The sequence below is a fragment of the Agromyces allii genome (assembly GCF_009749385.1).
In the GTDB taxonomy this organism is placed as follows: Bacteria; Actinomycetota; Actinomycetes; order Actinomycetales; family Microbacteriaceae; genus Agromyces; species Agromyces allii.
The window spans coordinates 32,061-58,203 of the sequence record NZ_WBIN01000016.1 but is presented as its reverse complement, the minus strand read 5'-3'; the positions used below and the strand labels follow the sequence as shown (position 1 = coordinate 58,203).

The 26,143-nt window shown below is 71.8% G+C and carries 28 protein-coding genes; 19 read left to right on the top strand and 9 right to left on the bottom strand.

The features are described 5' to 3' along the window. The first annotated feature begins 219 nt into the window (after window positions 1-219). From GQR16_RS17930 to GQR16_RS17910, 5 genes are all read left to right on the top strand, one after another. A complete protein-coding gene (locus tag GQR16_RS17930) occupies window positions 220-1,218 on the top strand; it encodes a TIGR03557 family F420-dependent LLM class oxidoreductase (RefSeq protein WP_281351406.1) in 999 nt (332 codons plus the stop codon). Next, a complete protein-coding gene (locus tag GQR16_RS17925) occupies window positions 1,215-2,189 on the top strand; it encodes a coenzyme F420-0:L-glutamate ligase (RefSeq protein WP_157416535.1) in 975 nt (324 codons plus the stop codon). The genes GQR16_RS17930 and GQR16_RS17925 overlap by 4 nt, the downstream gene beginning before the upstream one ends. Next, entirely contained in the window at window positions 2,183-2,962 is a 780-nt protein-coding gene (cofC, locus tag GQR16_RS17920) for a 2-phospho-L-lactate guanylyltransferase (RefSeq protein ID WP_157416534.1), read from the top strand. The genes GQR16_RS17925 and cofC overlap by 7 nt, the downstream gene beginning before the upstream one ends. Beyond that, window positions 2,959-3,993 carry a glucose-6-phosphate dehydrogenase (coenzyme-F420) gene (gene fgd, locus GQR16_RS17915; protein ID WP_157416533.1) on the top strand — a complete coding sequence of 345 codons (1,035 nt, stop codon included), beginning with the start codon at window positions 2,959-2,961 and terminating at the stop codon, window positions 3,991-3,993. Before cofC ends, fgd begins: the two co-directional genes overlap by 4 nt. A gap of 142 nt (window positions 3,994-4,135) precedes the next feature. Continuing rightward, on the top strand, window positions 4,136-5,053 hold the full coding sequence (locus tag GQR16_RS17910) for an NAD(P)-dependent oxidoreductase (RefSeq protein ID WP_157416532.1): 918 nt from the start codon (window positions 4,136-4,138) through the stop codon (window positions 5,051-5,053). 40 nt (window positions 5,054-5,093) lie between these two features. Here GQR16_RS17910 and GQR16_RS17905 read toward each other — a convergent pair whose 3' ends face one another. The 4 genes from GQR16_RS17905 to GQR16_RS17890 are packed head-to-tail and all read right to left on the bottom strand — an operon-like array spanning window position 5,094 to window position 8,913. Continuing rightward, entirely contained in the window at window positions 5,094-5,867 is a 774-nt protein-coding gene (locus tag GQR16_RS17905) for a hypothetical protein (RefSeq protein ID WP_157416531.1), read from the bottom strand. A 60-nt stretch (window positions 5,868-5,927) separates the two neighbouring features. After that, window positions 5,928-6,773 (bottom strand): ABC transporter ATP-binding protein, encoded by an 846-nt coding sequence (locus GQR16_RS17900; RefSeq protein ID WP_157416530.1) that lies wholly within the window; start codon window positions 6,771-6,773, stop codon window positions 5,928-5,930. Continuing rightward, window positions 6,770-7,936, bottom strand: a complete 1,167-nt coding sequence (locus tag GQR16_RS17895; RefSeq protein WP_157416529.1) for a putative F420-0 ABC transporter permease subunit — start codon at window positions 7,934-7,936, stop codon at window positions 6,770-6,772. The genes GQR16_RS17900 and GQR16_RS17895 overlap by 4 nt, the downstream gene beginning before the upstream one ends. Continuing rightward, a complete protein-coding gene (locus GQR16_RS17890) occupies window positions 7,936-8,913 on the bottom strand; it encodes a putative F420-0 ABC transporter substrate-binding protein (RefSeq protein WP_246200922.1) in 978 nt (325 codons plus the stop codon). Before GQR16_RS17890 ends, GQR16_RS17895 begins: the two co-directional genes overlap by 1 nt. Window positions 8,914-9,215: 302 nt before the next feature. On the opposite strand from GQR16_RS17890, the gene GQR16_RS17885 reads away from it, so the two are divergent. The 8 genes from GQR16_RS17885 to GQR16_RS19670 all read left to right on the top strand — a co-directional run bounded on the left by GQR16_RS17885 (window position 9,216) and on the right by GQR16_RS19670 (window position 16,001). After that, window positions 9,216-10,166: an alpha/beta hydrolase gene (locus GQR16_RS17885; RefSeq protein WP_157416527.1), complete on the top strand. Its 951-nt coding sequence runs from the start codon at window positions 9,216-9,218 to the stop codon at window positions 10,164-10,166. Continuing rightward, complete coding sequence (locus GQR16_RS17880; RefSeq protein ID WP_157416526.1) at window positions 10,163-11,575, top strand: dihydroorotase; 1,413 nt, start codon at window positions 10,163-10,165, stop codon at window positions 11,573-11,575. The genes GQR16_RS17885 and GQR16_RS17880 overlap by 4 nt, the downstream gene beginning before the upstream one ends. 2 nt (window positions 11,576-11,577) lie before the next feature. Continuing rightward, window positions 11,578-12,570 carry an LLM class flavin-dependent oxidoreductase gene (locus GQR16_RS17875; protein WP_157416525.1) on the top strand — a complete coding sequence of 331 codons (993 nt, stop codon included), beginning with the start codon at window positions 11,578-11,580 and terminating at the stop codon, window positions 12,568-12,570. Window positions 12,571-12,743: 173 nt separating this feature from the next. Beyond that, on the top strand, window positions 12,744-13,589 hold the full coding sequence (locus GQR16_RS17870) for an ABC transporter ATP-binding protein (RefSeq protein WP_157416524.1): 846 nt from the start codon (window positions 12,744-12,746) through the stop codon (window positions 13,587-13,589). Then, on the top strand, window positions 13,586-14,422 hold the full coding sequence (locus GQR16_RS17865; protein ID WP_157416523.1) for an ABC transporter permease: 837 nt from the start codon (window positions 13,586-13,588) through the stop codon (window positions 14,420-14,422). The genes GQR16_RS17870 and GQR16_RS17865 overlap by 4 nt, the downstream gene beginning before the upstream one ends. Further along, window positions 14,419-15,255 (top strand): ABC transporter permease, encoded by an 837-nt coding sequence (locus tag GQR16_RS17860; RefSeq protein ID WP_157416522.1) that lies wholly within the window; start codon window positions 14,419-14,421, stop codon window positions 15,253-15,255. Before GQR16_RS17865 ends, GQR16_RS17860 begins: the two co-directional genes overlap by 4 nt. Further along, window positions 15,255-15,728, top strand: a complete 474-nt coding sequence (locus GQR16_RS17855; RefSeq protein WP_157416521.1) for a RidA family protein — start codon at window positions 15,255-15,257, stop codon at window positions 15,726-15,728. Before GQR16_RS17860 ends, GQR16_RS17855 begins: the two co-directional genes overlap by 1 nt. Before the next feature lie 129 nt (window positions 15,729-15,857). Beyond that, window positions 15,858-16,001: a hypothetical protein gene (locus GQR16_RS19670; RefSeq protein WP_170298558.1), complete on the top strand. Its 144-nt coding sequence runs from the start codon at window positions 15,858-15,860 to the stop codon at window positions 15,999-16,001. 149 nt (window positions 16,002-16,150) lie between these two features. On the opposite strand, the gene GQR16_RS17850 is transcribed toward GQR16_RS19670, so the two are convergent. Continuing rightward, window positions 16,151-16,993: a helix-turn-helix transcriptional regulator gene (locus GQR16_RS17850; RefSeq protein ID WP_157416520.1), complete on the bottom strand. Its 843-nt coding sequence runs from the start codon at window positions 16,991-16,993 to the stop codon at window positions 16,151-16,153. A 144-nt stretch (window positions 16,994-17,137) separates the two neighbouring features. Between GQR16_RS17850 and GQR16_RS17845 the strand changes: the two genes are divergently transcribed. Continuing rightward, a complete protein-coding gene (locus tag GQR16_RS17845) occupies window positions 17,138-18,082 on the top strand; it encodes an SDR family oxidoreductase (RefSeq protein ID WP_157416519.1) in 945 nt (314 codons plus the stop codon). Window positions 18,083-18,178: 96 nt separating this feature from the next. Here GQR16_RS17845 and GQR16_RS17840 read toward each other — a convergent pair whose 3' ends face one another. Further along, window positions 18,179-19,261 (bottom strand): ABC transporter substrate-binding protein, encoded by a 1,083-nt coding sequence (locus GQR16_RS17840; RefSeq protein ID WP_157416518.1) that lies wholly within the window; start codon window positions 19,259-19,261, stop codon window positions 18,179-18,181. Between the two features lie 299 nt (window positions 19,262-19,560). Here GQR16_RS17840 and GQR16_RS17835 point away from each other — a divergent pair, with 299 nt between their 5' ends. Genes GQR16_RS17835 through GQR16_RS17815 form a run of 5 tightly spaced genes read left to right on the top strand, consistent with a single transcriptional unit; the run spans window position 19,561 to window position 23,964 of the window. Next, a complete protein-coding gene (locus GQR16_RS17835) occupies window positions 19,561-20,565 on the top strand; it encodes an alcohol dehydrogenase catalytic domain-containing protein (RefSeq protein ID WP_170298557.1) in 1,005 nt (334 codons plus the stop codon). A gap of 51 nt (window positions 20,566-20,616) precedes the next feature. Further along, window positions 20,617-21,873, top strand: a complete 1,257-nt coding sequence (locus tag GQR16_RS17830; protein ID WP_157416516.1) for a CaiB/BaiF CoA transferase family protein — start codon at window positions 20,617-20,619, stop codon at window positions 21,871-21,873. Then, window positions 21,870-22,733: an amidohydrolase family protein gene (locus GQR16_RS17825; protein ID WP_157416515.1), complete on the top strand. Its 864-nt coding sequence runs from the start codon at window positions 21,870-21,872 to the stop codon at window positions 22,731-22,733. The genes GQR16_RS17830 and GQR16_RS17825 overlap by 4 nt, the downstream gene beginning before the upstream one ends. Window positions 22,734-22,774: 41 nt before the next feature. Next, window positions 22,775-23,620: a DODA-type extradiol aromatic ring-opening family dioxygenase gene (locus GQR16_RS17820; protein WP_157416514.1), complete on the top strand. Its 846-nt coding sequence runs from the start codon at window positions 22,775-22,777 to the stop codon at window positions 23,618-23,620. Next, entirely contained in the window at window positions 23,617-23,964 is a 348-nt protein-coding gene (locus tag GQR16_RS17815; RefSeq protein WP_157416513.1) for a hypothetical protein, read from the top strand. The genes GQR16_RS17820 and GQR16_RS17815 overlap by 4 nt, the downstream gene beginning before the upstream one ends. A 43-nt stretch (window positions 23,965-24,007) precedes the next feature. Here the strand turns inward: GQR16_RS17815 and GQR16_RS17810 are convergent, their stop codons facing one another. The 3 genes from GQR16_RS17810 to cofD are packed head-to-tail and all read right to left on the bottom strand — an operon-like array spanning window position 24,008 to window position 26,102. Continuing rightward, window positions 24,008-24,571 carry a GNAT family N-acetyltransferase gene (locus GQR16_RS17810; RefSeq protein WP_157416512.1) on the bottom strand — a complete coding sequence of 188 codons (564 nt, stop codon included), beginning with the start codon at window positions 24,569-24,571 and terminating at the stop codon, window positions 24,008-24,010. 2 nt (window positions 24,572-24,573) lie between these two features. Continuing rightward, window positions 24,574-25,047 (bottom strand): nucleoside/nucleotide kinase family protein, encoded by a 474-nt coding sequence (locus GQR16_RS17805; RefSeq protein ID WP_157416511.1) that lies wholly within the window; start codon window positions 25,045-25,047, stop codon window positions 24,574-24,576. Window positions 25,048-25,064: 17 nt separating this feature from the next. Continuing rightward, the gene (gene cofD / locus GQR16_RS17800) at window positions 25,065-26,102 is read right to left on the bottom strand and encodes a 2-phospho-L-lactate transferase (RefSeq protein ID WP_157416510.1); all 1,038 of its coding nucleotides are present in this window, start codon (window positions 26,100-26,102) and stop codon (window positions 25,065-25,067) included. Between the last annotated feature and the right edge of the window lie 41 nt (window positions 26,103-26,143).

Sequence of the window (26,143 nt, the reverse complement as noted above, 5' to 3'; positions counted from 1 at the left end):
CGAGACCCAGCCAGCTGCCATCGGGGTCTCGAGACGACGCTGGCGCGCCTTCTCGACCGGCAGAACCCCCACCGCCCGCCCGCGACATCCGATCTGCGTATTGCTTTTTGGATCCAGAATCCGAAATACTGAACCTGTCGGGATGCCGACGACCTGAACGGGCCCGCAGAATGTTCGAATGCGTGCCCCGGCCCCGCGCGGGAGCGGGAGGATGGAGGGGTGTCAGTGCACATCGGATACGCCGCCATGCTCGAGCAGTTCCCGCCCGCCGAGGCGGTGGCGCTCGCCGCGTTCGCCGAGCAGCACGGCTTCACGGGGGTCATGGCCTCCGACCACTTCCAGCCCTGGCTGCCGCAGCAGGGCGAGTCCTCGTTCGTGTGGAGCGTGCTCGCGGCGCTCGGTGAACGCACCTCCGGTGACCTCGGCCCCGGCGTGACCACGCCGACGTTCCGCTGGCACCCGGCCATGGTCGCGCAGGCCAGTGCGACGCTCGCATCGATGTACCCGGGTCGGCACTGGCTCGGCATCGGCTCTGGCGAGGCGCTCAACGAGCACATCGTCGGCGAGTACTGGCCCGAGGCGCACGAGCGCATCAACCGCATGTTCGAGGCCGTCGACGTCATCAAGAAGCTCTTCAGCGCGTCGATCGCGGGGCGCGAGGTGCGCCACGCCGGCCCGCACTTCAAGCTCGAGACCACCCGCCTCTGGACGATGCCGCCCGTCGCCCCCGAGATCTTCGTCGCGACCCAGGGGCCGGTCACCGCGAAGCGCGCCGGCCGTCAGGTCGACGGCATCATCACGACGGGCGCCGACGACGAACGCCTGCGCGTGCTGCTCGCGAAGTTCGACGAGGGTGCTCGAGAGGGCGGCCGCGATCGCTCGAAGCTCACGCGCGTGCTGCAGCTGCACCTCTCGTGGGCTCCGACCGACGAGGAGGCGATGGCGAACGCGCTGCGCGAGTGGCCCATCGCGGGCATGCGCTTCGCCCGCGGCGACATCCGCTCGCCGTTCGAGTTCGAGCAGCTCGCGCGCTCGGTGCGGCCGGAAGACTTCACGGGCCGCCTCACGGTCTCGAGCGACCCCGACGTGCACCGAGCGCACATCCAGCGCCTGATCGACCTCGGGTTCGACCGCATCTACCTGCACAACGTCGGACGCAACCAGCGCGAGTGGCTCGAGGTCTTCGGGCGCGAGGTGCTGCCGAGGCTCGTGCGATGAGCACCGCGTTCGCGACCGAACCCGACGCCCGCGCGCAGCGGGCGGCGACCGATCGGGCGACGGATGCCGCAGCCATCACGGTCCGTGCCCTCGCCGGCCTCGGCGAGATCCGCCCCGGCGACGACCTCGTCGACCTCATCGCACGGGCCGCCGCGGCCGCCGGCGGGCTCCACGACGGCGACATCCTCGTCGTGACCTCGAAGATCGTGTCCAAGGCCGAGGGGCGCATCGTGCACGCGGCCGATCGCGAGCAGGCCATCACCGACGAGACCGTGCGCGTCGTCGCGACCCGGGCGCACGAGGGCGGCGTCACGCGCATCGTCGAGAACCGCCAGGGCATGGTCGCCGCCGCGGCCGGCGTCGACGCGTCGAACACGCCCGACGGCACCGTGCTGCTCCTGCCCGTCGACCCCGATGCCTCGGCGCGCGCGCTCGCGGCCGGACTCCGCGAACGCACCGGCGCGCACGTCGGCGTGATCCTCTCCGACACGCTCGGCCGACCGTGGCGCGAGGGCCAGACCGACGTCGCGATCGGCGCAGCCGGCGTGCACGTCGTCGACGACCTCCGCGGCGGCACCGACGCCGCCGGCCGAACGCTCACCGTGACCATGGCCTGCCTCGCCGACGAGCTCGCGGGCGCCGGCGACCTCGTCAAGGGCAAGGTGAGCGGATGCCCCGTGGCCGTCGTCTCGGGCCTCGCGCGCACCGTCGGACCGCTCGACCTGCCCGGTGCGGCCTCGATCGTGAGGCCGTCCGACCGCGACCTGTTCCGGCTCGGCACCGACGAGGCCGTCGAACTGGGGCGCCGCGACGGACACGAGGCCGGGTTCGCCCGTGGGCGGGCCGTCGGGCAGGCCGAGGGGTTCGCCTCCGGCTACGCCGAGGGCGTCGCGGCCGCACGCACCGAGGCGCTCATGGCGCGATCGCGCGTCTCGCCGGCCGTTCCGGCGGCGGAGGCGACGACATGCTGACGTACGACGTCGTGGTGCCCGTGAAGCTGCTCGCCGAGGCCAAGACGCGCCTCGCGCCCTCCCTCGACCGCACCGCGCGCGCCGACCTGGCCAGGGCGTTCGTGCTCGACACCATCGATGCCGCGCTCGCCGCCGACCGCGCCGCACGGGTGATCGTCGTCGGCGACCTCAGCGGGCACGTCGACGAGGTGCCCAACGGTGTCGTGGTCGTCGCGGAGCCCGAGCCCCGGTCGCTCTCGGCGGCGATCCGCCACGGCATCGCGGAGGCCAGGCGCATCGCCGCCGATGAGCGCGTGCCGGCCTCCGCCGGCGGCCGCCCGGCCCGCAGCCACCGGGGCATCGCCGTGCTGCTCGGCGACCTGCCCGCGCTGACCCCGCAGGCGCTCGATGCCGCGCTCGACGCCGCGTCGCGGCATCCGCTCGCCTTCATGCCCGACGCGGAGGGCACCGGCACGACCCTCGCGACGGCCGCCGCGCACACGCGGTTCGAGCCAGCGTTCGGCGCCGACTCGGCGCTGCTGCACCGCGCGCTCGGGTTCCACGACCTCGCGCACGAGGTGCCCGCGGCCCTCGCCGAGCGCATGCGCCGCGACGTCGACACGGTCGACGCGCTCGACGCCGCCGTACGACTCGGACTCGGCCCGCACACCACGGCGGCCCTCGCCGCACGCGACACCCCGGCCGTGCCCGACGCCCACCGACCCGACGCCCACCGACCCGACGCGCAGGCGTCGTCACGCCCGACCGACTCCACCAGAAAGGGAGCAGCATGACCCTCACCCTCGGATACAAGGCCAGCGCCGAGCAGTTCGACCCGCGCGAGCTCGTCGAGATCGCCGTCGCCGCCGAAGCGCACGGCATGGAGTCGGTGTTCACGAGCGACCACTTCCAGCCGTGGCGCCACACCGGCGGGCACGCGCCGTTCTCGCTCGCGTGGATCGCCGCCGTCGGCGAACGCACGTCGACCATCAAGATCGGCACCTCGGTGCTCACGCCCACGTTCCGCTACAACCCGGCCGTGCTCGCCCAGGCGTTCGCGACCATGGGTGTGCTCTACCCGGGGCGCGTCGTCCTCGGCGTCGGCTCGGGCGAGGCGCTCAACGAGATCGCCACGGGCTTCCAGGGAGCGGGCGAGCAGGAGTGGCCCGAGTTCCGCGAGCGCTATGCGCGCCTGCGCGAGTCGGTGCGCCTCATGCGCTCGCTGTGGCTCGACGACGGCCAGGTGAGCTTCGACGGCGAGTACTACTCGACCCACGACGCGTCGATCTACGACCGGCCCGACGGCGGCGTTCCGATCTACATCGCCGCGGGCGGACCCCAGGTCGCGAAGTACGCCGGCCGCGCGGGCGATGGCTTCATCTGCACCTCGGGCAAGGGCGCCGAGCTCTACGCCGACCAGCTCATGCCCGCCGTGAAGGAGGGGCTCGAGGCCCGAACCGACGGGCGCACCTTCGACGAGTACGACCGCATGATCGAGATCAAGCTCTCGTACGAGGAGGACCTCGAGACCGCGCTCGACAACACGCGCTTCTGGTCGCCGCTCTCGCTCTCGAAGGAGCAGAAGCACGACATCACCGACCCCGTCGAGATGGAGCGCGCCGCCGACGCCCTGCCGATCGAGACGATCGCCAAGCGCTGGATCGTGGGCACCGACCCCGACGAGGTCGTCGAGCAGATCGGCCAGTACATGGACTGGGGCTTCAACCACCTCGTGTTCCACGCGCCAGGGAACGACCAGCGTCGGTTCCTGCAGCTGTTCGAGCGCGACCTCGCGCCGCGGCTGCGCGCACGCGCGGCGAAGTAACTCCGCCGCGCCGCGCCTGCGGGCGCACGGCAGCAGAGCCCAGGGCGCCCCGGTTCGACGACCGGGGCGCCCTGTCGCGCATCCTGGGCGTAGCGTGGAAGATGCGGGCGACCGCGGCGACAGCGACGTCGGAGGAGGGGCCATGGCGGTCATCGGATGGATCGGACTCGGGCACATGGGCGGCCCCATGTCGGCGCACCTGGTCACGGCCGGGCACGAGGTGCGCGGATTCGACCTCGACGAGGCAGCCTGCCTGGTCGCGGCCGAGCGCGGCGTTCGCGTGTGCGAGAGCATCGCCGAGACCGTCGCGGGCGTCGACGCCGTGTTCACGTCGCTGCCGCGCAACGAGCACGTGCGCGAGGTCTACGCGGCGACCGCCGGCGTCTGGGCCACGGCGCCGGCGGGCGCCCTGCTACTCGACACCTCGACGGTCGACGTCGACACCTCGCGGTGGTGCCACGCCGAGTCGGCGGCGAACGGGTTCCGGTTCGTCGACGCCCCGATCTCGGGCGGCATCGCCGGAGCGATCCGCGGATCGCTGACGTTCATGCTCGGCGGCGACCCAGACGCCGTGGCGGCGGCCCGCCCGCTCGTGGAGCCCATGGCGGCGCACGTCTTCGACCTCGGCGGGCCCACGCTCGGCATCGCGTCGAAGCTCGCCAACAATCTCATGCTCTTCGTCTCGCTCCTCGGCGTCGCGGAGGGGGCTGCGCTCGCCGCATCGCTCGGGCTCGACCCCGCGCGGTTCCACGAGGTCGCGTCGGCCTCGTCGGGCGACTCCTGGCCGCTCCGCACCTGGTACCCGGCTCCCGGCGTCGTCGAGACCAGTCCTGCGAACCGCAACTTCGACGCCACGTTCTCGGCTGCGCTCGCCGAGAAGGACCTCTCGTTCGCGGTCGCGGCGGGCGAGGCATCCGGATTGCACATCCCGGCGGCGGAGCTCGCGCTCGACCAGTTCCGACTGCTCGCGGCAGAGGGGTACGCGGACAAGGACGCGAGCCTCGTCGCCAAGTACCCGCCCGCCGACGGCACGGTGCCGGGGTTCGACCCCTCGGCCTGACCGAACGGGCCCTCGGCGCGGCGCCCGGCCGATCCGTCGGTCAGCGGATCTCGGGATGCGCCTGCAGGTAGGTGTCGGGGTCGGGGCAGGCCGTTCGGATGGCCGTCTCGAGCTCGAAGGTCATGTCGCGGAACCGGGGGTCGTCGAAGTACGACGGGAACCAGACGTAGCCGGGATACGTCTCGACCCAGACGTCGCGGCCGGGAGGCGGCGGTACGGCGATGCCGTTGGCCTCGTAGCACGGAGCATAGAACGCGACCATGTAGTCGTAGATCCAGCCGAGCTGGGCGTCGTTCGCCGATGGCTGGGTGATCTTCGTGGGATGCATCATCTGGCAGGCGTAGGCGGCGACCATCTCGGCCTCGGTGTTCGTCGACCAGCCGATCGAAGGCGGGGCGTCCGGGTCCAGCGAGTGCCCCTCGTCGATCGTGATGCCCGCGGCCTCGACGCACGAGCGCAACAGCGGCTTGCGTTCCTCCTCGGTCAGGTAGCCCGCGAACGGGTCGGCCGGTCGAACGGCATCCGGGTAGGTCGCGAGCACGCCCTGCCACTGCGCGTCGGCATCTGCGACGCGTCTCGCCTCGGACTCGGCCTCGGAGAGCGGCGGGTCGGGTTCGGGGTACGGAGCGAGGTCGGGCATCTCGATCGTCACGATCGAGGCGGCCACCTCGGCCGGCGTGCTCGGAGTGGGCGGAGGCGCCGACGGTTCGGCGGCGGTCGAGGGCGTCGCGCACGACGTGAGGAGGCTGACGGATGCCGCGGCGAGGGCGAGGCATCCGGCGACGCCGAGGCGGCGTCGATCGGGTCGGGTCACGGTCCGATCGTGGCAGAGCCTGTGGCCGCAGGACAAGGGTGCGGCGCCTCTCGCCTCGTCCTAAGAGCCGCGGTGAGGGGTCGGGGCGGCCCCGGCAGCGGCCGACAGGGGAATCGGCACCGGTGCCGACGTCGCAGCGCTCGCGACGGCGATGAGCGGGCGACCCGTGAGCGGGTGCGTGAGCACCTCGGCCCGCACGCCGTAGACGTCGTGCACGAGCTCGGAGGTCAGCACCTCGGCGGGCGGCCCGGCCGCGACGACCCGGCCGGACGCGAGCACCACCACGTGGTCGGCGTAGGCGGCGGCATGCGAGAGGTCGTGCAGGGCCGCGACGACCGTGAGGCCGTCGCGGGCGAGTCCGGCGAGCAGGTCGAGGGCGACGAACTGCGAGCCGAGGTCGAGGTGGTTCGTCGGTTCGTCGGCGAGCAGCAGGGTCGGCTCCTGCGCGATCGCCCTGGCGAGGGTCACGCGCTGCCGTTCGCCGCCCGAGAGCGAGTCGAGGTGGCGTTGGGCGAACTCCGCCGCGCCGACCGCGGCGAGTGCGCCGTCGATGATCGCGCGGTCGCGGGGGCCGGCGACGCCGAACGCGCCGAGGTGCGGGGTGCGCCCGAGGGCGACGGATGCCTCGACGGTCAGCCGCCCGTCGACCTCGGCCTGCTGCTCGGCCAGCGCGACGATCCTGGCGCGTTCGCGTCGTCGCATGCCGTCGAGCGACCGGCCGTCGAGCCGGAGTTCGCCGTCTCGTGCTCGCTCGACGGCGGCGATGAGGTGCAGCAGCGTCGACTTGCCCGCGCCGTTCGGCCCGATGAGGGCGGTCAGGGCGCCGTGGGGCAGCGTCGCGTCGACGCCGTCGATGATCGTGCGTCCGGCGCGGTCGAAGCGCACGCGCGACAGGTCGAGGCTCATGCCGTCCTCCTCGTGCGAAGCAGCAGCCAGGCGAAGACCGGGCCGCCGACCAGTGCGGTGATGATGCCCACCGGGAGTTCGCGCGGGTCGAACAGGGTGCGGGCGGCGGTGTCGGCCCAGACGAGGAAGATCGCGCCGGCGAGGGCCGAGAGCGGCAGCAGCGCGCGATGACCGGGGCCGGTCACGAGTCGCACCGCGTGGGGGAGCACGAGGCCGACGAAGCCGATCGATCCGCTCACCGCGACGAGGGCGCCCGTGAGCAGCGCGGTGCCGCCGAGCAGCAGCACTCGGGAACGTGCCACGTGCACGCCGAGCGCGGCCGCACCGGCCTCGCCGAGGGCGAAGGCGTCGAGCGTGCGGGCGCTCGCGAGGAGCGGCACCCCGACGACGACGAGCGCGGCGCCGCTGATCGCGACCGAGCCCCAGTCGGTGCCCGCGAGCGACCCGAGCAGCCAGTTGAGGATCTCGCGGTAGCTGTCGCCCGTCGCGCTCCAGAAGATGACGAGGCTCGTGATCGCCCCGAACACGCTCGACACCGCGATGCCGGCGAGCACCGTGGTGGTGGGGTCGAGCCGCGCACCGCGCCCCGACCTGGCGGAGGCGGCCATGGCGAGTCCGAGCGTCGCGACGAGTGCCGCGAGGGCGCCGGCGAACGCCGCGAGCGGGAGCAGCAGCCCGACGCCGAGCACGATCACGACGACCGCGCCGACCGAGGCGCCCGACGAGAGTCCGAGCAGGTAGGGGTCGGCGAGGGTGTTGCGGGTGACGGCCTGCATGACCGCGCCGCAGAGCGCGAGCCCGGCGCCGACCACGGCCGCGGTGAGCACGCGCGGCATCCGCAGCTCCCAGACGATGCCGTCGCGGATCGTCGAGAGGGTCGGCTCGCCGAACCCCAGGTGCGCGGCGATGCTCGCGAACACGTCGGACGGCGCGATCGGCGCGGGGCCGATGGTGACCGCGACGATGACGGATGCCGCGAGCACCGCCGCGAGCAGCAGGCCCCAGGCGAGCGCGCGCCCGCCTCTCGCCGGTCGAGTAGGGAGCGCAGCGAGCGTATCGAGACCCGCCGGGGCCTCTGGCGGGGTCGGGTCTCGATACGGCGCCGGCGCGCCTCCTCGACCGGCGGGGGTCGCCGCGTTCGCTCCTCGACCGGCGGCGGTCATCAGTACCCCAGGGCTCCGAGCTGCTCGACGGTCGAGGCCACGGCGCCCACGTTGCGCACGCCGGCCTCGGTCGACGGGAAGTCGAGCACGACGTAGCGCTTCTGCTGCACGGCGGGCAGGGCCGCGGTCGCGGGGTTGGCCTCGAGCTGGGCGATCTTCTGGTCGGCCGTGTTCCACGCGGCGTCGACGAGCACGATGACGTCGGGGTTCGCGTCGACGATCGCCTCCCAGCTCATCGAGGTCCAGGTGTCGTGCACGTCCTTGGCGATGTTGTCGAGGCCTGCGGCGCCCATGATCATCTGGGGTGCGCCGATGCCGGCTCCCACGTAGGGCGTCTCGTCGCCGGAGCTGTACCAGAGGGCGGTGAGCCCGTCGGCGTTCGGCTCGATCGCGTCGAGCGCGGCCTGCTGCTCGGCGACGAGGTCGGCTGCGGCATCCGGAACCCCGAAGAGGTCGCCGGCCTCGCCGAACTCGCGGAAGACCTCGTCGAAGGTCAGCGGGTCGGGCATGTAGCCCTCGGCCTTGCACGCGGCCGGGGCGACGTAGGTCGCCACGCCGAGCTTCGCGAGGTCGTCGCGCTCGCCGGCGCCCTCGGCCGAGAGGTTCGACTCCCAGCCGGCGTAGACGAGGTCGGGTTCGAGTGCGAGCGTCGCCTCCTGCGAGGGCACCTTGTCGGAGACGACCTCGATGCCGGATGCCGCGTCGGCGACCTCGTCGGGGACGGGGCCGTCGCTGAAGGCCGAGCCGATCACGCGGTCGGCCAGGCCCAGCGCGAGCATCAGCTCGAGCGTCGAGGACTTGATGGTGAGCACGCGCTCGGGCGCGGCGTCGAGGGCGACCTCGGTGCCGCAGTTGTCGACGGTGATCGGGTACGCGGATGCCGCGGCCTCCGCCGAGGGGTCGGCGCCGCCCGTCGAGGCGGCGGTGGGAGTCGCGCAGCCGGCGAGGAGCAGCACGGCGGCGGGGATCGCGAGCACGGCGGCGAGGCGCGCAGGGCGTGCGGGGCGCGCAGGGCGTGCGGGGCGCGCAGGGCGAGCAACGGCGAGTGGGTGACGGCGGGAAATGGGCATGGTTCCTCCGGGACGGTTCGGTGCGGACTTCGACAGCTGTCGAGGACTCACGGCCCAATCCCGGGCCATCACAACCGATCAAGACGGATCGGCGGTCGTGTTCATCCTAGGGCGACGATCGATTCGGAATCAATACTGGATTCTGGATCCAGAATACGCAATGATGACTGGGCACCGCCGCTTCGCCGATCCGAGAGGACCCGCACCACATGATCACCACGAACGTCGAGTTCTACAGCTCCGGCGACCGCCTCGCCGCGATCTGGCGAACCCCCGAGACTCCCGGCCCCTACCGCGCGATCGTGCAGGGCCCGGGCTGGCTCGGCCTGAAGGACGCCAAGCTCTACGTGCGCTACCACGAGGCCCTCGTCGCGGCCGGGTTCGCGGTGCTCATCTTCGACTACCGCGGATTCGGCGACTCCGAGGGCGATCGAGGCATCCTCTCGCCGGCGCGCCAGCTCCAGGACCTCGTGAACGCGGTCACCTACCTGACCACGCGCGACGACGTCGTGGCCGACGCGATCGGCGTCTTCGGCACGGGCGGCACGGGCGGCGGCAACGCCGTGCTCCTCGCCGACGTCGATCCGCGCGTCAAGGCCGCCGTCAGCCAGGTGCCCGTCGCCGACGGCACCGACTGGCTGCACCGCATGCGCCAGGAGCACGAGTGGCTCGCGTTCCTGGCGAGCCTCGACGAGGACCGCCGCCTGCGGGTCACCACCGGCGAGGGCCGACTCGTGCACCCGCGCGAGGAGATCATGGTGCCGACGCCCGAGCGTCGCGCGACCACCATCAAGGCCGACGTCGACGACCGCATCCCGAGCGCGATCCCGCTCTCGTGCGCCGAGGAGATCCTCGCGTACAAGCCCATCGCGGCCGCCGAGCGGTTGACCACCCCGCTGCTCGTGATCGGCGTCGAGGGTGACGCGACCACGCCGACCGACCACGCCGAGGCGCTCTACGCCGCGGCCAAGGGGCCCAAGCAGCTCATCATGCAGCGGCACACCACCCACTACGCGGCGTACGACCGCTACTGGGAGCAGACCACCCCGCGCATCGTCGACTGGCTCGACCGCCACGTGCGGCCCGCCCACGTCGTCGTGCGCACCACCGACCCCGCCGCACCCGGCGAGACCCTCGAACACACGGAGGCACCCCAGTGAGCATCGACCTCAGAATCAGCGGCGGCACCGTCGTCACCCCGAGCGGCCCGGTCGCCGGCGACCTGCTCGTGCACGACGGCAAGGTCGCGGGCATCGTCGCCCGTGACGTCGCCGTCGACGCCGAGCGAACGATCGACGCGTCGGGCCGGCTCGTGCTGCCCGGCATGGTCGACGTGCACGTGCACACCCGCGAGCCCGGCTACGAGCACAAGGACGACATCCTCACGACCTCGCGGCAGGCCGCGGCCGGCGGCGTCACGACCATGTTCGGCATGCCGAACCTGAAGCCGCCGACCGTCGACGTCGAGACCCTCACCGACGTGTTCGAGCGCTACACGTCGAGCTCGATCGTCGACTGGAACCACAACCCCGCGCCGACGAAGTTCGACGAGATCGTGCCCATGGCCGAGATGGGCATCAACGCCTTCAAGATCTACATGGTCGTCGACACGGGCCGCGACTACCCGCACCCGTCGGGCACCGGCATCCACGACCACGGCCACCTGCTCGAGATCATGGACCGCATCGCCCCGACCGGCAAGCGGTTCATCGTGCACCCCCACGACCAGAAGCTCATGGACTACATCGAGGGCGCGGTGCTCGCCAGCGGCGACAACACCCCCGAGGGCTACGCGTCGGCCTACGCGGCCCGCGAAGGCGTCATCTGGGACACGGCCATCGACGTCGTGCTTCGCCTGGCCGAGGCATCCGGATGCCCCGTGCACATCGCGCACATCCAGACGCGTCGCTCGATCGAGGCCGTGCGCCGGGCGAAGGCGAACGGCGTCGACGTGACGTGCGAGGTCAACCACTGGGCGCCGTTCCTCTCCACCTGGGAGGACGTGCAGACCCTCGGCCCGTACGCGCTGTCGTACTGGGTGCCCGACGAGAACCGCCTCGCGATCTGGGAGGGCATGCGCGACGGCACCATCGACGTCGCGAGCTCCGACCACGCGCCGCACACGCGCGAGGAGAAGGAGATCGGCTGGACCCAGATGTGGAGCGCCCACACCGGCACCCCCGGCATCCAGTACTACTACGAGCTCATGCTCGACGCCGTGAACCGCGGTGAGCTCGACCTCGACCGCGTCGTCGAGATGGTCGCCGAGGTGCCGGCCGACAAGTTCGGCCTCGCGGGCGTCAAGGGCACGCTCGAGGTGGGCGCCGACGCCGACATCGTGATCGCCGACATGGCGCACCAGTGGACCATTACCGACGACGACGTGCTGTCGAAGATCGGCTGGACCCCCTACAACGGCCGCACGATCAGCGCGCGCATCGAGCGCACGCTCGTGCGCGGCCACGACGTGTATGTCGACGGCGTCGTCGTCGGCGAGCCCGGATTCGGGAAGCTCGCGGCCGCTCCGGCCGCACGATCGGCCGAACTGGCCGCAACAGAAGGGAAGTGACCATGAAATTCGGTCTGCTGCTGCCGCACTTCGGCGAAGAGGCGAGCAAGGAGAAGCTCCTCGAGGGCTCCCAGCTCGCCGAGAAGATGGGCTTCGACTCGGTCTGGGTCCGCGACCACCTGGTCTTCGAGCCCCACGGCGAGATGGAGAAGCCCAACCGCACGTTCTACGACGCGCTCACGACGCTCACCGCGATCGGCGCCGTCACCGAGAAGCTCGAGCTCGGCACCGGGTCGCTGATCCCGTTCCGCCACCCGCTCGTGACCGCGCTCATGGCCGGCACGATCACCCAGCTCGTCGGTCCGCGCCTCATCCTGGGCTTCGGCGCGGGCACCTTCGACCACGAGTTCGAGGCCGTCGGCTGGGGCGACATGAACCGGGTCGAGGCGGTGCGCTCGAACGCCGAGATCCTGAAGCGCGTGTTCACCGAGAACGACGTCACCTACGACGACGGCATCTTCTCGTTCGAGAACGTGACGATCGAACCGAAGCCCGTCGGCGGCCCGGTGCCGTTCTGGTACTGCGGCGCGACGCCCGCCTCCGCCCGCCTCGCGGCCGAGTACGCCGACGGCTGGATGCCCGGCCGCATCTCGCTGCGCACCATGGAGAAGCGCATCGCGACCATGCGCGACATGACGGATGTCTCGGGCCGGCCGATGCCGACCATCGCCGTCATTCCGCCGACCTCGATCGAGGAGACCCGCGAAGAGGCGCTGAAGCACGTCAACATCCCCGGGCTCCTCGCCTGGGCCAACAAGGCGCGGTTCACGGTCAAGCCCGAGTCGGGCAGCTTCCAGACCGTCGAGGACCTCGAGGGCCAGCTCATCGTCGGCAGCCCCGACGAGGCCGTCGAGGAGATCCGCAAGTTCGAGGCCGTCGGCACCGAGCACCTCGTGTTCGACTTCCGGTTCAAGTTCGACCGGTTCTTCGAGCAGATCGAGCTGCTCGGCACCGAGGTGCTGCCGAAGCTGCGCGAGAACGCGGCCGCGGCCTAGTCTCACCCCGCTGGTTGAGCAGCGCCGAAGCGAAGCGGCGACGCGTATCGAAACCCGGTGCTCGGCTCTCGAGCCCTGGCCGCCAGGTTTCGATACGCATCCTCGTTCGTCGGGTGCTCCTCAACCGGCCCGAATGATCGACCGAGACCGATGTGGAGAGACAGGACATGACGATGACGACGACCGCCGCCGATTCCGGGCCGGCCGAGCCCGCGGCATCCGCCCCGCTGATCTCGGTGCGGAACCTGACCGTCAGCTACCACGTGGCCCGCACGGGGGCGACCCTCACCGCCGTCGAGGGCGTCGACCTCGAGGTGCACGAGGGCGAGTTCGTCACCGTGCTCGGCCCGTCGGGCTGCGGCAAGACCACCGTGATGAACGTCATCGCGGGCCTCGTGAAGCCCACGTCGGGCGAGGTGCTCGTCGACGGCCGCCCCGTGACGGGCCCTGGCCCCGACCGCGCGGTGGTCTTCCAGGACTACGCGCTGCTGCCGTGGCGCACGGTCTTCGACAACGTGAAGTTCGGGCTCGAGATGCAGAAGCACCTCAAGGGCGACGGATGGCGCGACCGCGTGCAGGAGGCGATCGAGCTCGTCGGCCTCCGGGGGTTCGAGTCGTCGTACCCGAAGGAGCTCTCGGGCGGCATGCAGCAGCGGGTGGGCCTGGCGCGGGCGATCGTCGCCGAACCGCGGATCCTGCTCATGGACGAGCCGCTCGGCGCCGTCGACGCGCTCACCCGCGAGGTCATGCGCGACGAGATCGAGAAGCTCATCGCCGCGACCGGCAAGACCGTGCTCTTCATCACGCACTCGATCGAGGAGGCCATTCTGCTCGGCGACCGCATCGTCGTGTTCAAGAGCCATCCCGGCGCGATCAAGGAGGTCATCGAGACCGGCCTCGCGCGCCCGCGCTCGGAGCGCAGCGTGCAGTCCGACCCGAGGTTCCTCGAGCTGCGCGACCACCTGTGGGACGCCCTGCAGGCCGAGGCGACCCAGGCCGCGGTGGCGGGCGGATCATGAGCGTGCTCTTCGCGACCGGCGGCCCGCGCGTCGGTCGTGGCGGGGCCGCCGCGTGGCTCGCCGGGCTCTCGACGGGCGGCAAGGCCGCCGTCATCGCGGTCGAGGTGTTCCTCGTACTGCTCGTCTGGCAGCTCGTGGTCGGGTACTGGGGGCTCATCAACCCTGTCTTCTTCCCGCCGCCGCTCGCGATCGCGCAGGGCTTCGCCGAGATCGTCGCCAACGGCACGCTCGCCGCGAACGCCGCCGTCTCGCTGCAGGCCTGGCTCACGGGCTTCACGATCGCGGTGATCGTCGGCATCCCGGTCGGGCTGCTCATGGGCGCCTCGCTGCCCGTCGACAAGGTCGTCGGGCCGATCGCCTGGACCATCTACGCGACCCCGGCCATCGCCTACCAGCCGCTCGCGAAGGCGTGGTTCGGCTTCGGCATCGGCCCCGTGATCTTCCTCGTCGTGGTCAGCGCGCTGTTCCCGATCATGTTGAACATCGCGGCCGGCATGCGCACGACGAGCCCGTCGCTGCTTCGCGCCGCACGCGTCTACGGCGGCTCGCAGCTCGACCTCTACCGACGCGTGTTCCTGCCCTCGACCGTGCCGTTCCTCTTCGCCGGGCTCAGGCAGGCCGTGGTGCTCGCGACGATCGGCATGGTCGTGGCCGAGCTCTCGGGCTCGTCGAGCGGCATGGGCGCGCTCATCATCCGGGCCGCCAACACCTATCAGACCGACCAGGCGTTCGCCGCGATCGGCGTCGTCGTGTGCTGGAGCGTCGGCATGACGGGCGTCGTGACGCTCATCGAGCGCCGGGTCGCCCCCTGGACGAGGAAGGGCAGCCGATGACCGCCACCGTCTCGATCGAGGCGCTGAACGCGCCGGCCCCGCGCCGTCCCCGCGCCGGCCTCAGCCGGTGGACGTGGCTCCTGCTGGGCGTGATCGCCGCGATCCTGCTCATCTGGGAGGCCGCGGTCTCGTGGCTGCACCTCGTGCCCGAGGCGTTCCTGCCGCCGCCCACGGCGGTGTTCGCCGCGTTCCTGCAACTGCTCGTCGACCCCGAGTTCTGGCAGGCGTTCGCCTTCAGCATGCAGAACCTGCTCATCGGCCTCGTGCTCGCGGTGGTCGTCGGCGTCACGGTCGGCCTGGCGGTCGGCTGGTCGCCGGTGCTGCGGTTCACCGTCGCGCCGTTCCTCTGGCTGCTCTACTCGACGCCGAAGGTCGCGCTCGCGCCGCTGTTCATCCTCGTGCTCGGGCTCGGCAACGAGTCGAAGATCGCGCTCGTGTTCCTGCTCGCGGTGTTCCCGATCATCCTGAACACCATGGAGGGCGCGGTCACCGTGCACGCATCGCTGGTCAGCGCGGGGCGCGTGTACGGCGTGAACGGCGTCGCCCTCGGCTGGAAGGTGATCCTGCCGGCGACCCTGCCGTACAGCCTCGCGGGCATCCAGCGCGGTGCCGCGCTCGGCTTCACGGGCGAGGTGCTCGGCGAGTTCCTCGGCGGCACGGGCGGGCTCGGCCACATGCTCGAGTTCGCGGCGTACCAGTTCCAGATGGACGAGGCGATCGCGATGGTCATCGTCATGGTCATCATCGCGAACCTGACGCTCGCGCTCATCGCGGTACTGCGCAAGAGGCTCGCGCCCTGGTACGACGACCGCCAGATCATGGGGCGCACCTGATGTCCGGGCAGCAGGTGCCCGAGCAGGGCCCGGTGCCGGTGCCGGAGTCGGTGCCGGTGCCCGCGCCGCGCAAGCAGGTCATCGTGCCCGAGGGCGTCTATCCGCCGACCGCGGCGTTCAGCCAGGCGATCCGCGTGCCGGCGGGCGACCTGCTGTTCGTCAGCGGCATCATCGGCATGCGGCCCGACGGCACGATGCCCGAGAGCTCGCGCGAGCAGATCGAGCTCGCGTTCGAGAACCTCGTCGCGGTGCTTCGAGCAGCGGATGCCGCGCCCGACGACGTCGTGAAGGTGAACGTCTTCATCGGCGAGGCGTTCGAGCTCGTGCGCGACGACCTGCGTGAGATCCGCGCCCGGCACTTCACCCGGGACTTCCCGGTGTCGACGCTCGTGCAGGTCGCCGGATTCGCCTCCCCGGCGTACCGCTTCGAGATCGAGGCGATCGCGGCGCTCCCACCGGCCGGCGCCGCCTGAGGCGCCCCAGACCGCCGGCCCCCGCGTCATGCGCGACAGCGGGGGCCGGCTTCCTGCATGCCTGCGCAGCATCACCGCGTAGGGTGGCGCGCACGGGGCCGTCCGAGCTCCCGATCAAAGGTCGTCACCATGTCCGACAAGTCCCCCAAGAAGTCCGCATCGAAGACCGCGGCCACCCGCACGCTCAAGGAGAAGCGGGCAGACAAGAAGACGAAGGCCGCCGGACGTTCCTCCGGCAGCGACATCACCGAGGCGACGCACCGCAAGAAGTAGCACCAGACGTTCGAAGAGCCCCCGCCGAATGCGTTCCGGCGGGGGTTCTTGCGTTCTCGGCGTTGCGGCCGCCGCGCGGAGATCTGCGTCAGTGGCGTGGTGCGGAGCGTGCAGCGCACCGGCGCTCGGCGCGCACGGTACCCGCGTGCTCAGCTCAGCGCCTGGGCGCCGAGCACCGAGAGCAGTTGGAGCTTCTCGGCGCTCTCGCTCCCGGGCACCGCGGTGTAGACGAGCAGCGCGTGGGATTCGACCGGGTCCACGAGCGATTGGCAGGAGACCTCGAGGCCGCCGAGCTCGGGGTGGACGAAGTGCTTCACCTCGGCGGGCCGGACGCCGACCTCGTGCGTCTCCCAGAGGGCTCGGAACTCCGCGCTCTCCCCGAGGAGCGACTCGACGAGCTTCGCCGCTCGCGAGCCGGGTCCACGGAGCGTCACGACCTCGCGCAGCCCCGAGGCGAACACGCGGCCGAGGTGGGCGTGATCGGCGGGGTCGTAACGCCGACGAGTGCCGGGATCGGTGAACCAGCGATAGCCGATGCTGCGTGCGGGGCCGCTCAGGCCCGTGAGGTCGCCGCTGAGCGCGACGCCCAACGGGGTCTGCCGAAGGGTCTCGCCCAGTTCGGTCACGATCTCCGCGGGCGTGTCCTGCAATCGGTCGAAGATCCGCAGCAGGCCGGGCCCGATGTGATCGCTGCTCGCGCCGCGCGGCGGCGGCTGGTGCCCGGCGAGACGGAACAGGTGGTCGCGCTCGTCGAGCGACAGGTGCAGGCCCTGGGCGATCGAGGCGATCATGCCCTCCGACGGCTGCGGTCCGCGCTCCTGTTCGAGCCTGGAGTAGTAGTCCGTCGACATGTGCGACAGCGCGGCGACCTCCTCGCGCCGGAGCCCGCTCGTGCGCCGGCGCTGGCCGCGCGGGAGCCCGACGTCATCGGGCTGCAGCGCCTCGCGCCTGCGCCGGAGGAACTCCGCGAGTCCGCCTCGGTCGATCTCCATGCGGCCTCCTTCGCTGCGCGATACCTGTCTACCGCGGATGTCGCCGCGCATCCACGGATCGCCGATCCCTGGATCGAGCGGGCCTGAATGCCGTCGGCGCGCTCGATGAGACTGGACGACGTCATCCGACCAGGAGGAGATCCCATGCCCCGCAACACCCCGGACATCAGCGTTCCCGACCTGACCGGGAGGCGAGCCCTCGTCACCGGCGCGAGCGACGGCATCGGCCTCGGACTGGCTCGCCGGCTGGCTGCGGCGGGAGCCGAGGTGCTGCTTCCGGTGAGGAATGCGGAGAAGGGCAGTCGCGCGGTCGCTGCGATCCGCGAGCATGCGCCCGATGCGAGGGTCGAACTCCACGACCTCGATCTCGCCTCACTGGCATCGGTCGCCGCGCTCGCCGAGACGCTCCGCGCAGACGGGCGCCCGATCCACCTGCTCGTCAACAACGCCGGCGTGATGACCCCGCCCGAGCGACAGGAGACCGCCGACGGCTTCGAGCTGCAGTTCGGCACCAACCATCTCGGCCACTTCGCGCTCGCGATCGGACTGCTGCCGCTGCTGCGTGCCGGCGGAGCGAGGGTGACCTCGCAGGTCAGCATCGCGGCGAACAGCGGCCGCATCAACTGGGACGACCTGAACTGGGAACGCTCGTACGACGGCATGGTCGCCTACAGCCAGTCGAAGATCGCGCTCGGGCTCTTCGGCCTCGAGCTCGACCGCCGCAGCCGCGCCGAAGGGTGGGGCATCTCGAGCAACCTGTCCCACCCGGGCATCGCCCCGACGAACCTGCTCGCCGCGCGGTCGGAGCTCGGTCGCGACCAGGAGGTGTCCGGACGGCGGATCATCCGCATGCTGTCGAGCCGCGGCATCCTGCTCGGCACGGTCGAAAGTGCGATGCTGCCGGCGCTCCTGGCCGCCACCTCGCCCGACACGGCGGGCGGCAGTCTCACCGGGCCGCGCGGCCTCGGCCACCTCGGCGGTGCGCCAGGTCCGCAGAAGCTCTACTCGCGCCTGCGCAGCGAGGAGGAGGCGGCGCGCGTCTGGCGGGTCTCGGAGGAGCTCAGCGGAGTCCGGGTGCCGACCGCCTGACGGCCGCCCGCGGCATCCGTCGCACGACGAAGCCCCCGTCGGCATGCGCTCCGGCGGGGGCTTCGATGATCGGGGCTTCGGTGAGCCGGGCCTCGATCAGGGGTAGGGCAGCGTCTCGGGGCCCGAATTGTCGATGCCGAGCAGCTCCTGCGCCTTCTCGAGGTACACGAGCTGCGCCGTGTCGAACTCGATCGGCTCGAGCGACTGGGTCTCGATCGTGGTGTCCCATGCCTCGGTGTCGAAGTAGAGGTTCGAGCACGCGAGGTGGCCGTCGAGCACCCAGGGGCTCTCGCTGTCGCGGAGGGCCGCGACGTCGAAGTCGTTGGCCTCGTAGATGTCGAGCACCGAGTCGACGTTCTCGGGGAACTCGCCGGGCATCGGCGCCGTCATGTAGTCGGTCGCCTTGAGCGTCGCCCGCAGGAAGCGCACGAGCGTGTTGGGGTTCTCGGCGACCCAGCCGCTGCCGGCCACCTGCACGTCGTTCGCCCAGTTGCGCAGCGACTCGACGATGACGTTCGCCCCGTGCTCCTCGAGCGCGGGAAGGTCGTCGGCGTAGAACGGCTGCATCGAGATGCGGTCGTTCACGAAGAACTCGGTCCACGACTCGGAGCCGGGGCCCGGGTAGACGACCTCGGTCTGCACGGTGTCGAGATCCCAGCCCTCCTCCTTCAGCACCAGCTTGCGCTGGAACTCGGCGGGGTCGCCGGGGGTGCCGGCGAGCACGATCGACGTGCCCTCGAGGTCCTCGACCTTCGTGATGCCCTTCTGGGCGGCGAAGTCGAAGTTCTGACGGCAGTAGTGGCCGCCGACCAGGTCGACCTCGACGCCGCCTCGGATCGCCTCGATGACGGTGCCGGTGGACTCGACGCCGATGTCGGCGCTGCCGCTGGCGACGGCGGCCGTGACGTTGTCGGCCGTGATGACCTCGACGGTGAGGCCCTCCTCCTCGTAGTAGCCGAGGTCGGTCGCGAGCACGTACATCGAGTACATCGTGATGTCGGGGAAGGGGATGGCCACCGTGATCTCGGTGTCCTCGGCGGGGCCGGGCTCGCCGTCACCGAGCGTGACCGGCTCGGCTTCGGCGGCGTCACCGCCGGGGGCGGCGCATCCGGCCAGCAGCGTGAATGCTGCGAGGGCGGCGGCCGCGGTCAGGCCGTATCGGCGGATGGATCTGCGCATGACTCTCCATTCTCAGCGGGTGTCTCGAACGGGACCTGCCGCACAGTACGGGGCCTCGTGCGAATTGACGGATACCGTATCCAAAATCCCCCCGAGTGTCCATGATTCCGGGCGAAGCCGATGGTTACGGTTGGATTGCGCCGTCGCCCGGGCGGGTTCGCGGGCCCCGGCGCAGGGTGATCCGAGGCGATCGGATGCCGGCGCCTGACGGCGGTACGGTGGACACGTCGTCGCAGATTGGATACGGTATCCAGAAATCACGACATCGAACGTCGTGACCGATGCGGGAGCGAGGGCGGATGCGAGCGGCACGACTGCAGACCAACGGCCTCGAGGGCCTGCACGTCGTCGACGTGCAGCGCCCGGCTCCCGGGCCCGGCGAGGTGCTCGTCGCCGTCGAGGCCGTGAGCCTCAACCAGCTCGACCTCAACGTCATCGCGGGGCACGGCCCCGGGCGCGCTGCGCGCCTGCCGCGCGTGCTCGGCCTCGATCCCGCCGGCGTCGTCGTCGAGCTCGGCGAGGGTGTGGACGCCGGTCGACTCGGTCAGGCGGTCGTGGCGAAGCCGAACATCCCCTGCGGCGACTGCGTCCACTGCGCCATCGGTCACGAGGCCGACTGCCCGTCGCAGACCGTGCTCGGGGTGCACCGCGACGGGGGAGCGGCGGAGTTCGTCGTCGTGCCCGCCCGCAACGCGTTCGACCGCCACGAGCTCGACGCCGCGACCGCGAGCGCGACCGTGCACAGCCTGCCGATCGTCATCAACGCCTTCGACGCCGCCGCCGTCACCGCCGCCGACCGCGTGCTCGTCACGGGGGCGGGCGGCACGCTCGGCCACGCGGCCGTCGCCTACGCCCGGCTCCTGGGCGCGACGGTCGTCGCCGCGTCGCGCAGCGAACTCCCCCGCACCGACGGGATCGAGCGGGTCGTCGCCGCCGATGCCGGCGAGCTCGCCGAGCGCCTCGCCGAGGCCGGACCGTTCGACGTCGCGATCGACGTGAGCGGCCACGGCGCCACCATCGCCGCCGGCGTCGCCGCGCTCGGCTGGGGCGGACGAGCCGTCTTCTGCTCGGCCTCCGTCGACGCGCGCCTCGAACTCGACGCCCGCGACCTGTACCTGAGGCGCAAGCAGCTGCGCGGCGTCGCGAGCGCCGACTTCGAGCACGTGCGCCGCGCGTTGCGGCACGTGCAGAACGGCGCGATCGCGCCGATCATCGGCTCGAGACATCCGCTCGACGAGATCGTCGGCGCGTACCGCGACTTCGGCGCCTCGCCGAGGGGCAAGGTGGTCATCGATGTGGTGTGACGCCCGCCCCGCCCGTGCACGAGCCCGAACCCGTCGAGAGGATCCGACCCGATGAACACGCACCAACCCGAGGCCGGCCCGCTCAGCGGCATCCGCGTGATCGAGCTCGGCCAGTACATCTCGGGTCCGTACGCCGCGAAGCTGCTCGCCGACCTCGGCGCCGACGTCGTCAAGGTCGAGGCGCCGGAGGGCGACCCGATGCGGCGCTGGGAGGGCAGCGGCACCATGAGCCCGCAGTTCGCGGCCTACAACCGCGGCAAGCGCGCCGTGACGCTCGACCTGAAGACCGACGACGGGCTCTCCGAGCTGCTCGAGCTGGCGCGCACGGCCGACGTGCTCATCGAGAACTTCCGCCCGGGCGTCGCCACGCGTCTCGGCTTCGGGCCCGAGGTGCTGCACGCCCTGAACCCGCGGCTGATCACGTGCTCGATCACGGGCTTCGGCGCCGACGGGCCGTATGCGAAGCGTCCCGCCTACGACACCGTCATCTCGGCGGTCGGCGCGATGTACAGCCAGGTCGTTCCCGCCGAGACCCTGCGCCCGCTCGGGCCCGCGTTCTCCGACCTGCTCTCGGGCATGTCGGCGTCGCAGGCCGTGCTCGCGGCGCTGCACGCACGGGACGCCCGCGACCGCGCCGGCGACGGCAACGGCAGAGGCGACGGCACGGGCGAGGGCGAGCACCTCGAGGTGTCGATGGTCGGCTCGCTCATCGACTTCCTCACCGAGGCCGCGTCGACCTACCTCGAGACCGGCCAGGTCGCGGGGCCCGACTCGCGGCCAAGGCGGGCGCAGGCCTACGCGTGCGTCGGGTCCGACGGGCGCGCGTTCGTCATCCACATGTCGGTGCCCGAGAAGTTCTGGGTCGGACTCGTCGAGGTGCTCGAGACGCCGGCGCTGGCATCCGACCCCCGCTTCGCGACCCGCGAGGCGCGCGTGCGCAACTACGACGAGCTCGACGTCGAGCTCAAGGCCATCACCGAGCGGATGCCGCGGCAGCACTGGCTCGACCGGCTCGCGGCCGCCGACATCCCGCACGGCCCGCTGAACACCGTCGCCGACCTGTTCGACGATCCGCAGATCGCGTCGATGGGCCTCGTCGAGGAGATCGTCGGACCGGATGGCGCGGCGCTGCGGGTTCCCGCCCCGAGCACGAGGTTCCACCGCAGCGGCCGGCCCGAGCTGCGTGCGGCGCCCCGCCTCGGCGCGGACAATGGGGCCGTGCTCGGCGGCGCCGACGCCGCCCGAGCCGAGCGCGCCGCCGCGACATCCGCCCCCGCAGCCTTGCCCACCGAAGGGACCACCGCATGAGCGCCATCGACGACCTCGTCGCCATCGACGTGCACACGCACCCGCAGACCGAGGAGTTCCTCGTGGCGATGGGGCAGCGGCACCAGCAGATGGCCAAGCACTTCGGGCGGGAACGCCCGGTGGTCAGCTTCGCCGAGCAGGCCGACCAGTACCGCGACCGCAGGATGATGGCGGTCATCGTGAACTCCGACTCCGAGACGACCTCGGGCATCAAGGGCGCGCCGAACGACCTGCTCGGCCAGGCGCAGGTCGACCACCCCGACGTGTTCCTCGCGTTCGCGGGCATCGACCCGTGGAAGGGCGAGGCGGCCATCGCCGAGATCCGGCGCATGCACGCCGAGTACGGCATCAAGGGCGTCGGCGAGCTGAACCCGTCGCGGCAGAAGTTCCTCGCGAACGACCGGCGCTTCTTCCCGATCTGGGAGACGTGCGCCGAGCTCGGGCTCGTCGTGATGTTCCACTCGGGCTTCCCGGGCGCCGGGGCCGGCACGCCGGGCGGCGGCGGGTACCGCCTCGAGAACGCCAGGCCCGTGCCCTACATCGACGACGTCGCAGCAGAGTTCCCCGAACTGAAGATCATCAGCGCGCACCCCGCCTGGCCGTGGCACCTCGAGAACCTCGCGATGGTCTGGCACAAGTCCAACGTCTACCTCGACCTCTCCGGCTGGGCGCCGAAGTACCTGCCGCCCGAGGTCGTGCGCTACGCCGACTCGCTCATCAGCGACCGCGTGCTCTTCGGCTCCGACTGGCCCGTGATGACCGCCGACCGGTGGATGACCGAGTTCGACGAGCTCGGCCTCAAGCCCGAGTCGCGGCAGAAGATCCTGCTCGACAACGCCCGCACGCTGTTCGGGCTCTGAGCCCCGACATCCGAGAACCGAGACGCTGAGAGAGACTGCACATGGCACAGCTCGTGATGGCGGCGGCCACGCCCCACAACCCGCTGCTCTGGCGCGCGATGCGCGACCCGATGCCCGATGATCTGGCCGGGGTCGCGGCGAACTTCGCCCGGTTCCGGCAGTCGTTCGCCGACCACGACGTCGACGTGGTCGTCGTGATCGGCACCGACCACCTGCGGCAGTTCTCGTACGACCACTCGCCCGCGTTCGTCGTCGGCAAGGCCGAGTCGTACCACGGCACGTGGGAGAACGAGGTGCGCACGTTCGGCATGGAGTACGTCGAGCTCGAGGGGCACCGCGAGCTCGCCGACGAGATCACGGGCCGTCGGGTGCAGCCCGAGACGATCGACCTCTCGGTGAGCCTCGAGTGGCGGCTCGACCACAGCTTCGTCATCCCGCTGCAGTACGTGCGGCCCGAGCTCGACGTGCCGGTCGTGCCGATCCACACGAACGCGTCGATGCCTCCCGTGCCGTCGGTGCGCCGGTTCGTCGCGCTCGGCGAGCACGTGCGGTCGGCGGTCGAGTCGTGGCGGTCCGATGCCCGCGTGGCCCTGCTCACCTCGGGTCACATGGCGAACGACGTTGGCGGGCCGCGCACCTTCGCCGGCTCGCCGGACCCCGAGTTCGACCGGGAGGCCGCCGCCTGGATGCGCGACGGCGACCTCGACGGCGCGATCGCCGGCTGCGGCGACTTCGACCGCATGCTCGACGCCGGCTGCATGACCTACCAGTACCTCAACGCCGTCGCCGCGCTCGCCGCGATGGGCGGTCGCCCCGCCGACTTCGCCGACGTGACCGAGTCGCGGTTCGCGTCGAGTCCCTTCTTCCTGTGGGAGACCCGCCGATGAGCCGTTACATGGTCGACAAGTTCATGCGCTTCGTGGAGCTTTCCGACGAGCGCGTCGCCGAGTACGCCGCCGACCCCGCGGCCTACGTCGAGCGCTGGCTCGGCGAGGCCGGTGGGCCCGACGGAGCGACCGACGACCGGGTGCTCACCGATGCGGAGCGGGCCGCGTTCGCCGCCCGTGACGTCGAGGCGCTCTACGTGCTCGGCGCGCATCCGTACCTGCTCTGGCACTTCACGGAGGCGGTGCACGCCCACGAGTTCACGCCCCAGTCGGGCTGGCGCGAGCTCGTCGAGCGCTACCGCGCCGCCGTCGCGCCGCACGGGGTGGTCGACTACATCCCCTGATCGGGCCGGTCGCGCAGCGATCGGGCCGGTCGCAGGGTTCGGTTCAGTCGCGAAGACCGACCGCGTCGTGCGCCCAGAACGGCCAGGCGTAGACGATCGTCCCGGTCATGCCCTGCTCGTGCCCGCGAAGCGGATGCACCTGAAACGCCGCCTCGGGGATCCGCAGCGACGGTCGGCGGAAGCCGAGCCCGCCGGCCGCCACGAACCCGAGCCGCGAGTAGTACTCGGGATCCCCCTCGAGCACGACGAACGGCGATCCGGCCTCCTCGGCATGCTCGAGTGCGCGACGCACGAGTGCGGAGCCGATGCCCTCGCCCTGCCGCTCGGGCGCGACGGCGAGCGGGCTCAGCACCGGCGCCGAAATGAGGCGCTCGGGCGCATCGAGCAGGCTCATCGTGATCATGACGTGGCCGACGATCCGGCCGTCGCGATCATCGTCGCCGCTCCCGCCGTCCACGGCCACGAACGAGCACCCGCCGAGCTCGGCGATCGTCGGCCGGAGGTCGTGCACGATCGCGTTCACGACGGCGCCGTGCTCGCCGAACGCCGCGAGGTGCAGTGCTGCGACGGCCGCGGCATCCGTCGGTCGCTCGCGCCTGAGCCGCACCGTCAGCGGAGTTCCCCGACGCTCGGCGGCAGCGCGCAGTAGTCGTAGAAGAAGCGCCTGGGCGTTGACTCGAGGGTCGCGTCGACGATGACGTTGACGCCGGCGTGCGGCAGTTCCTCGCCCGCGAGCACCCACACGGTGAAGTGCCAGATGCCGCGCACCTTCTCGTTCAGCAGGCGGCGCCCGTCGACCACGAGCACGGTGTCGGGGTCGTCGGCACCCTCGAGCGCGCCCGCGCGGAACGGCTCGACCGTCTCGGCCCTCAGCGTCGCCTCGTCGACATCGCCGAGCGATCGTCGGGCCACGGTCTGGCCCTGCACCTCGAGCGCTGCCGCGAGGTCGTCGGCGAACCGCGCGGCACGCACGGGGTCGAGGCCCTCGATCGCGACGAGCCGTCGTCCTCGCGGGGTCAGGTGCAGGAACTCCCGGGCGACCCCGTCGAGCAGGTCGTGGCGGGTCTCGCTGAAGTACGCCATGCGGCAACGCTACGCGCTCAGGCGCTCCGTCCGGCGGTTCCGAGGTCGATCGCCGCACCGGCGAGGTCGGCCGAGCGGTCGAGGTCGTGCATCCAGAGCGGGGCGGATGCCGCGAGCAGGCCGTCGGCCGTCAGCGAGCCGGCCGCCGCGGCATCCGTCTCGTCGACGAGCCATGCGTCGAGGAGCCCGCCGTCGCGACGGAAGCCGTAGTGCCGGCCGACCGCCTCGGCGCTCGTCTCGACGCCGATCGCGGGAAGGCACGCGTCGGCCATGCCGCGGACGACCTTGCCGCCGATGATCGGCGAGACGCCGACGACGGGAGCCGTGGTCGCCGCGAGCGCCTCGCGCATGCCGGGCACCGCGAGGATCGTGCCGATCGACACGACCGGGTTCGACGGGGCGACGAGCACGAGGTCGGCGTCGGCGATCGCCTCGGCCACGCCGGGCGCCGGGCGCGCGTCGGCGATGTTCTGCTGCCGGAACGCGAGCGCGGGCAGGGTCGCGTGGTACCGCGTCCACCACTCCTGGAAGTGCATCTCGCGCTTGCCACGCGTCTCGGCGTCGGATGCCTCGGGGTCGGATGCCTCGGGGTCGGCGACGCGTACGTGCGTGTCGACCTCGGTGTCGGTCGCGGGCAGCAGGCGCACCCCGAGCGGCCAGCGCTGCTGGAGGCGCTCGGTGATCTGCGACGGCGTGAGTCCCTCGCGCAGCCACGCGGTGCGGGCCAGGTGGGTGCCGAGATCGAGGTCGCCGAGCGTGAACCAGGGCCAGCCGACGCCCCACTCGCGCAGCTCGGCGGCGACCCGCTCGGTCTCACCGGCGCGACCCCAGCCGCGCTCGGTGTCGTTGACGCCCGCGAGCGAGTAGAGCAGCGAGTCGAAGTCGGGCATGAGGCGCACGCCCGAGAGCCAGATGTCGTCGCCCGTGTTCACGACGACGGTGACGGATGCCTCGGTGCCGCCCTCGCCGTCGGGCCACCGCCTCGCGCATTCCTCCCGCACGCCGCGCACGAAGCGCGACCCTCCGACGCCGCCCGCGAGCACTGTGATCCGCACCCCGCAAGCCTAGGCGGATCGCAGTGCAGGCCGGGGCGTCC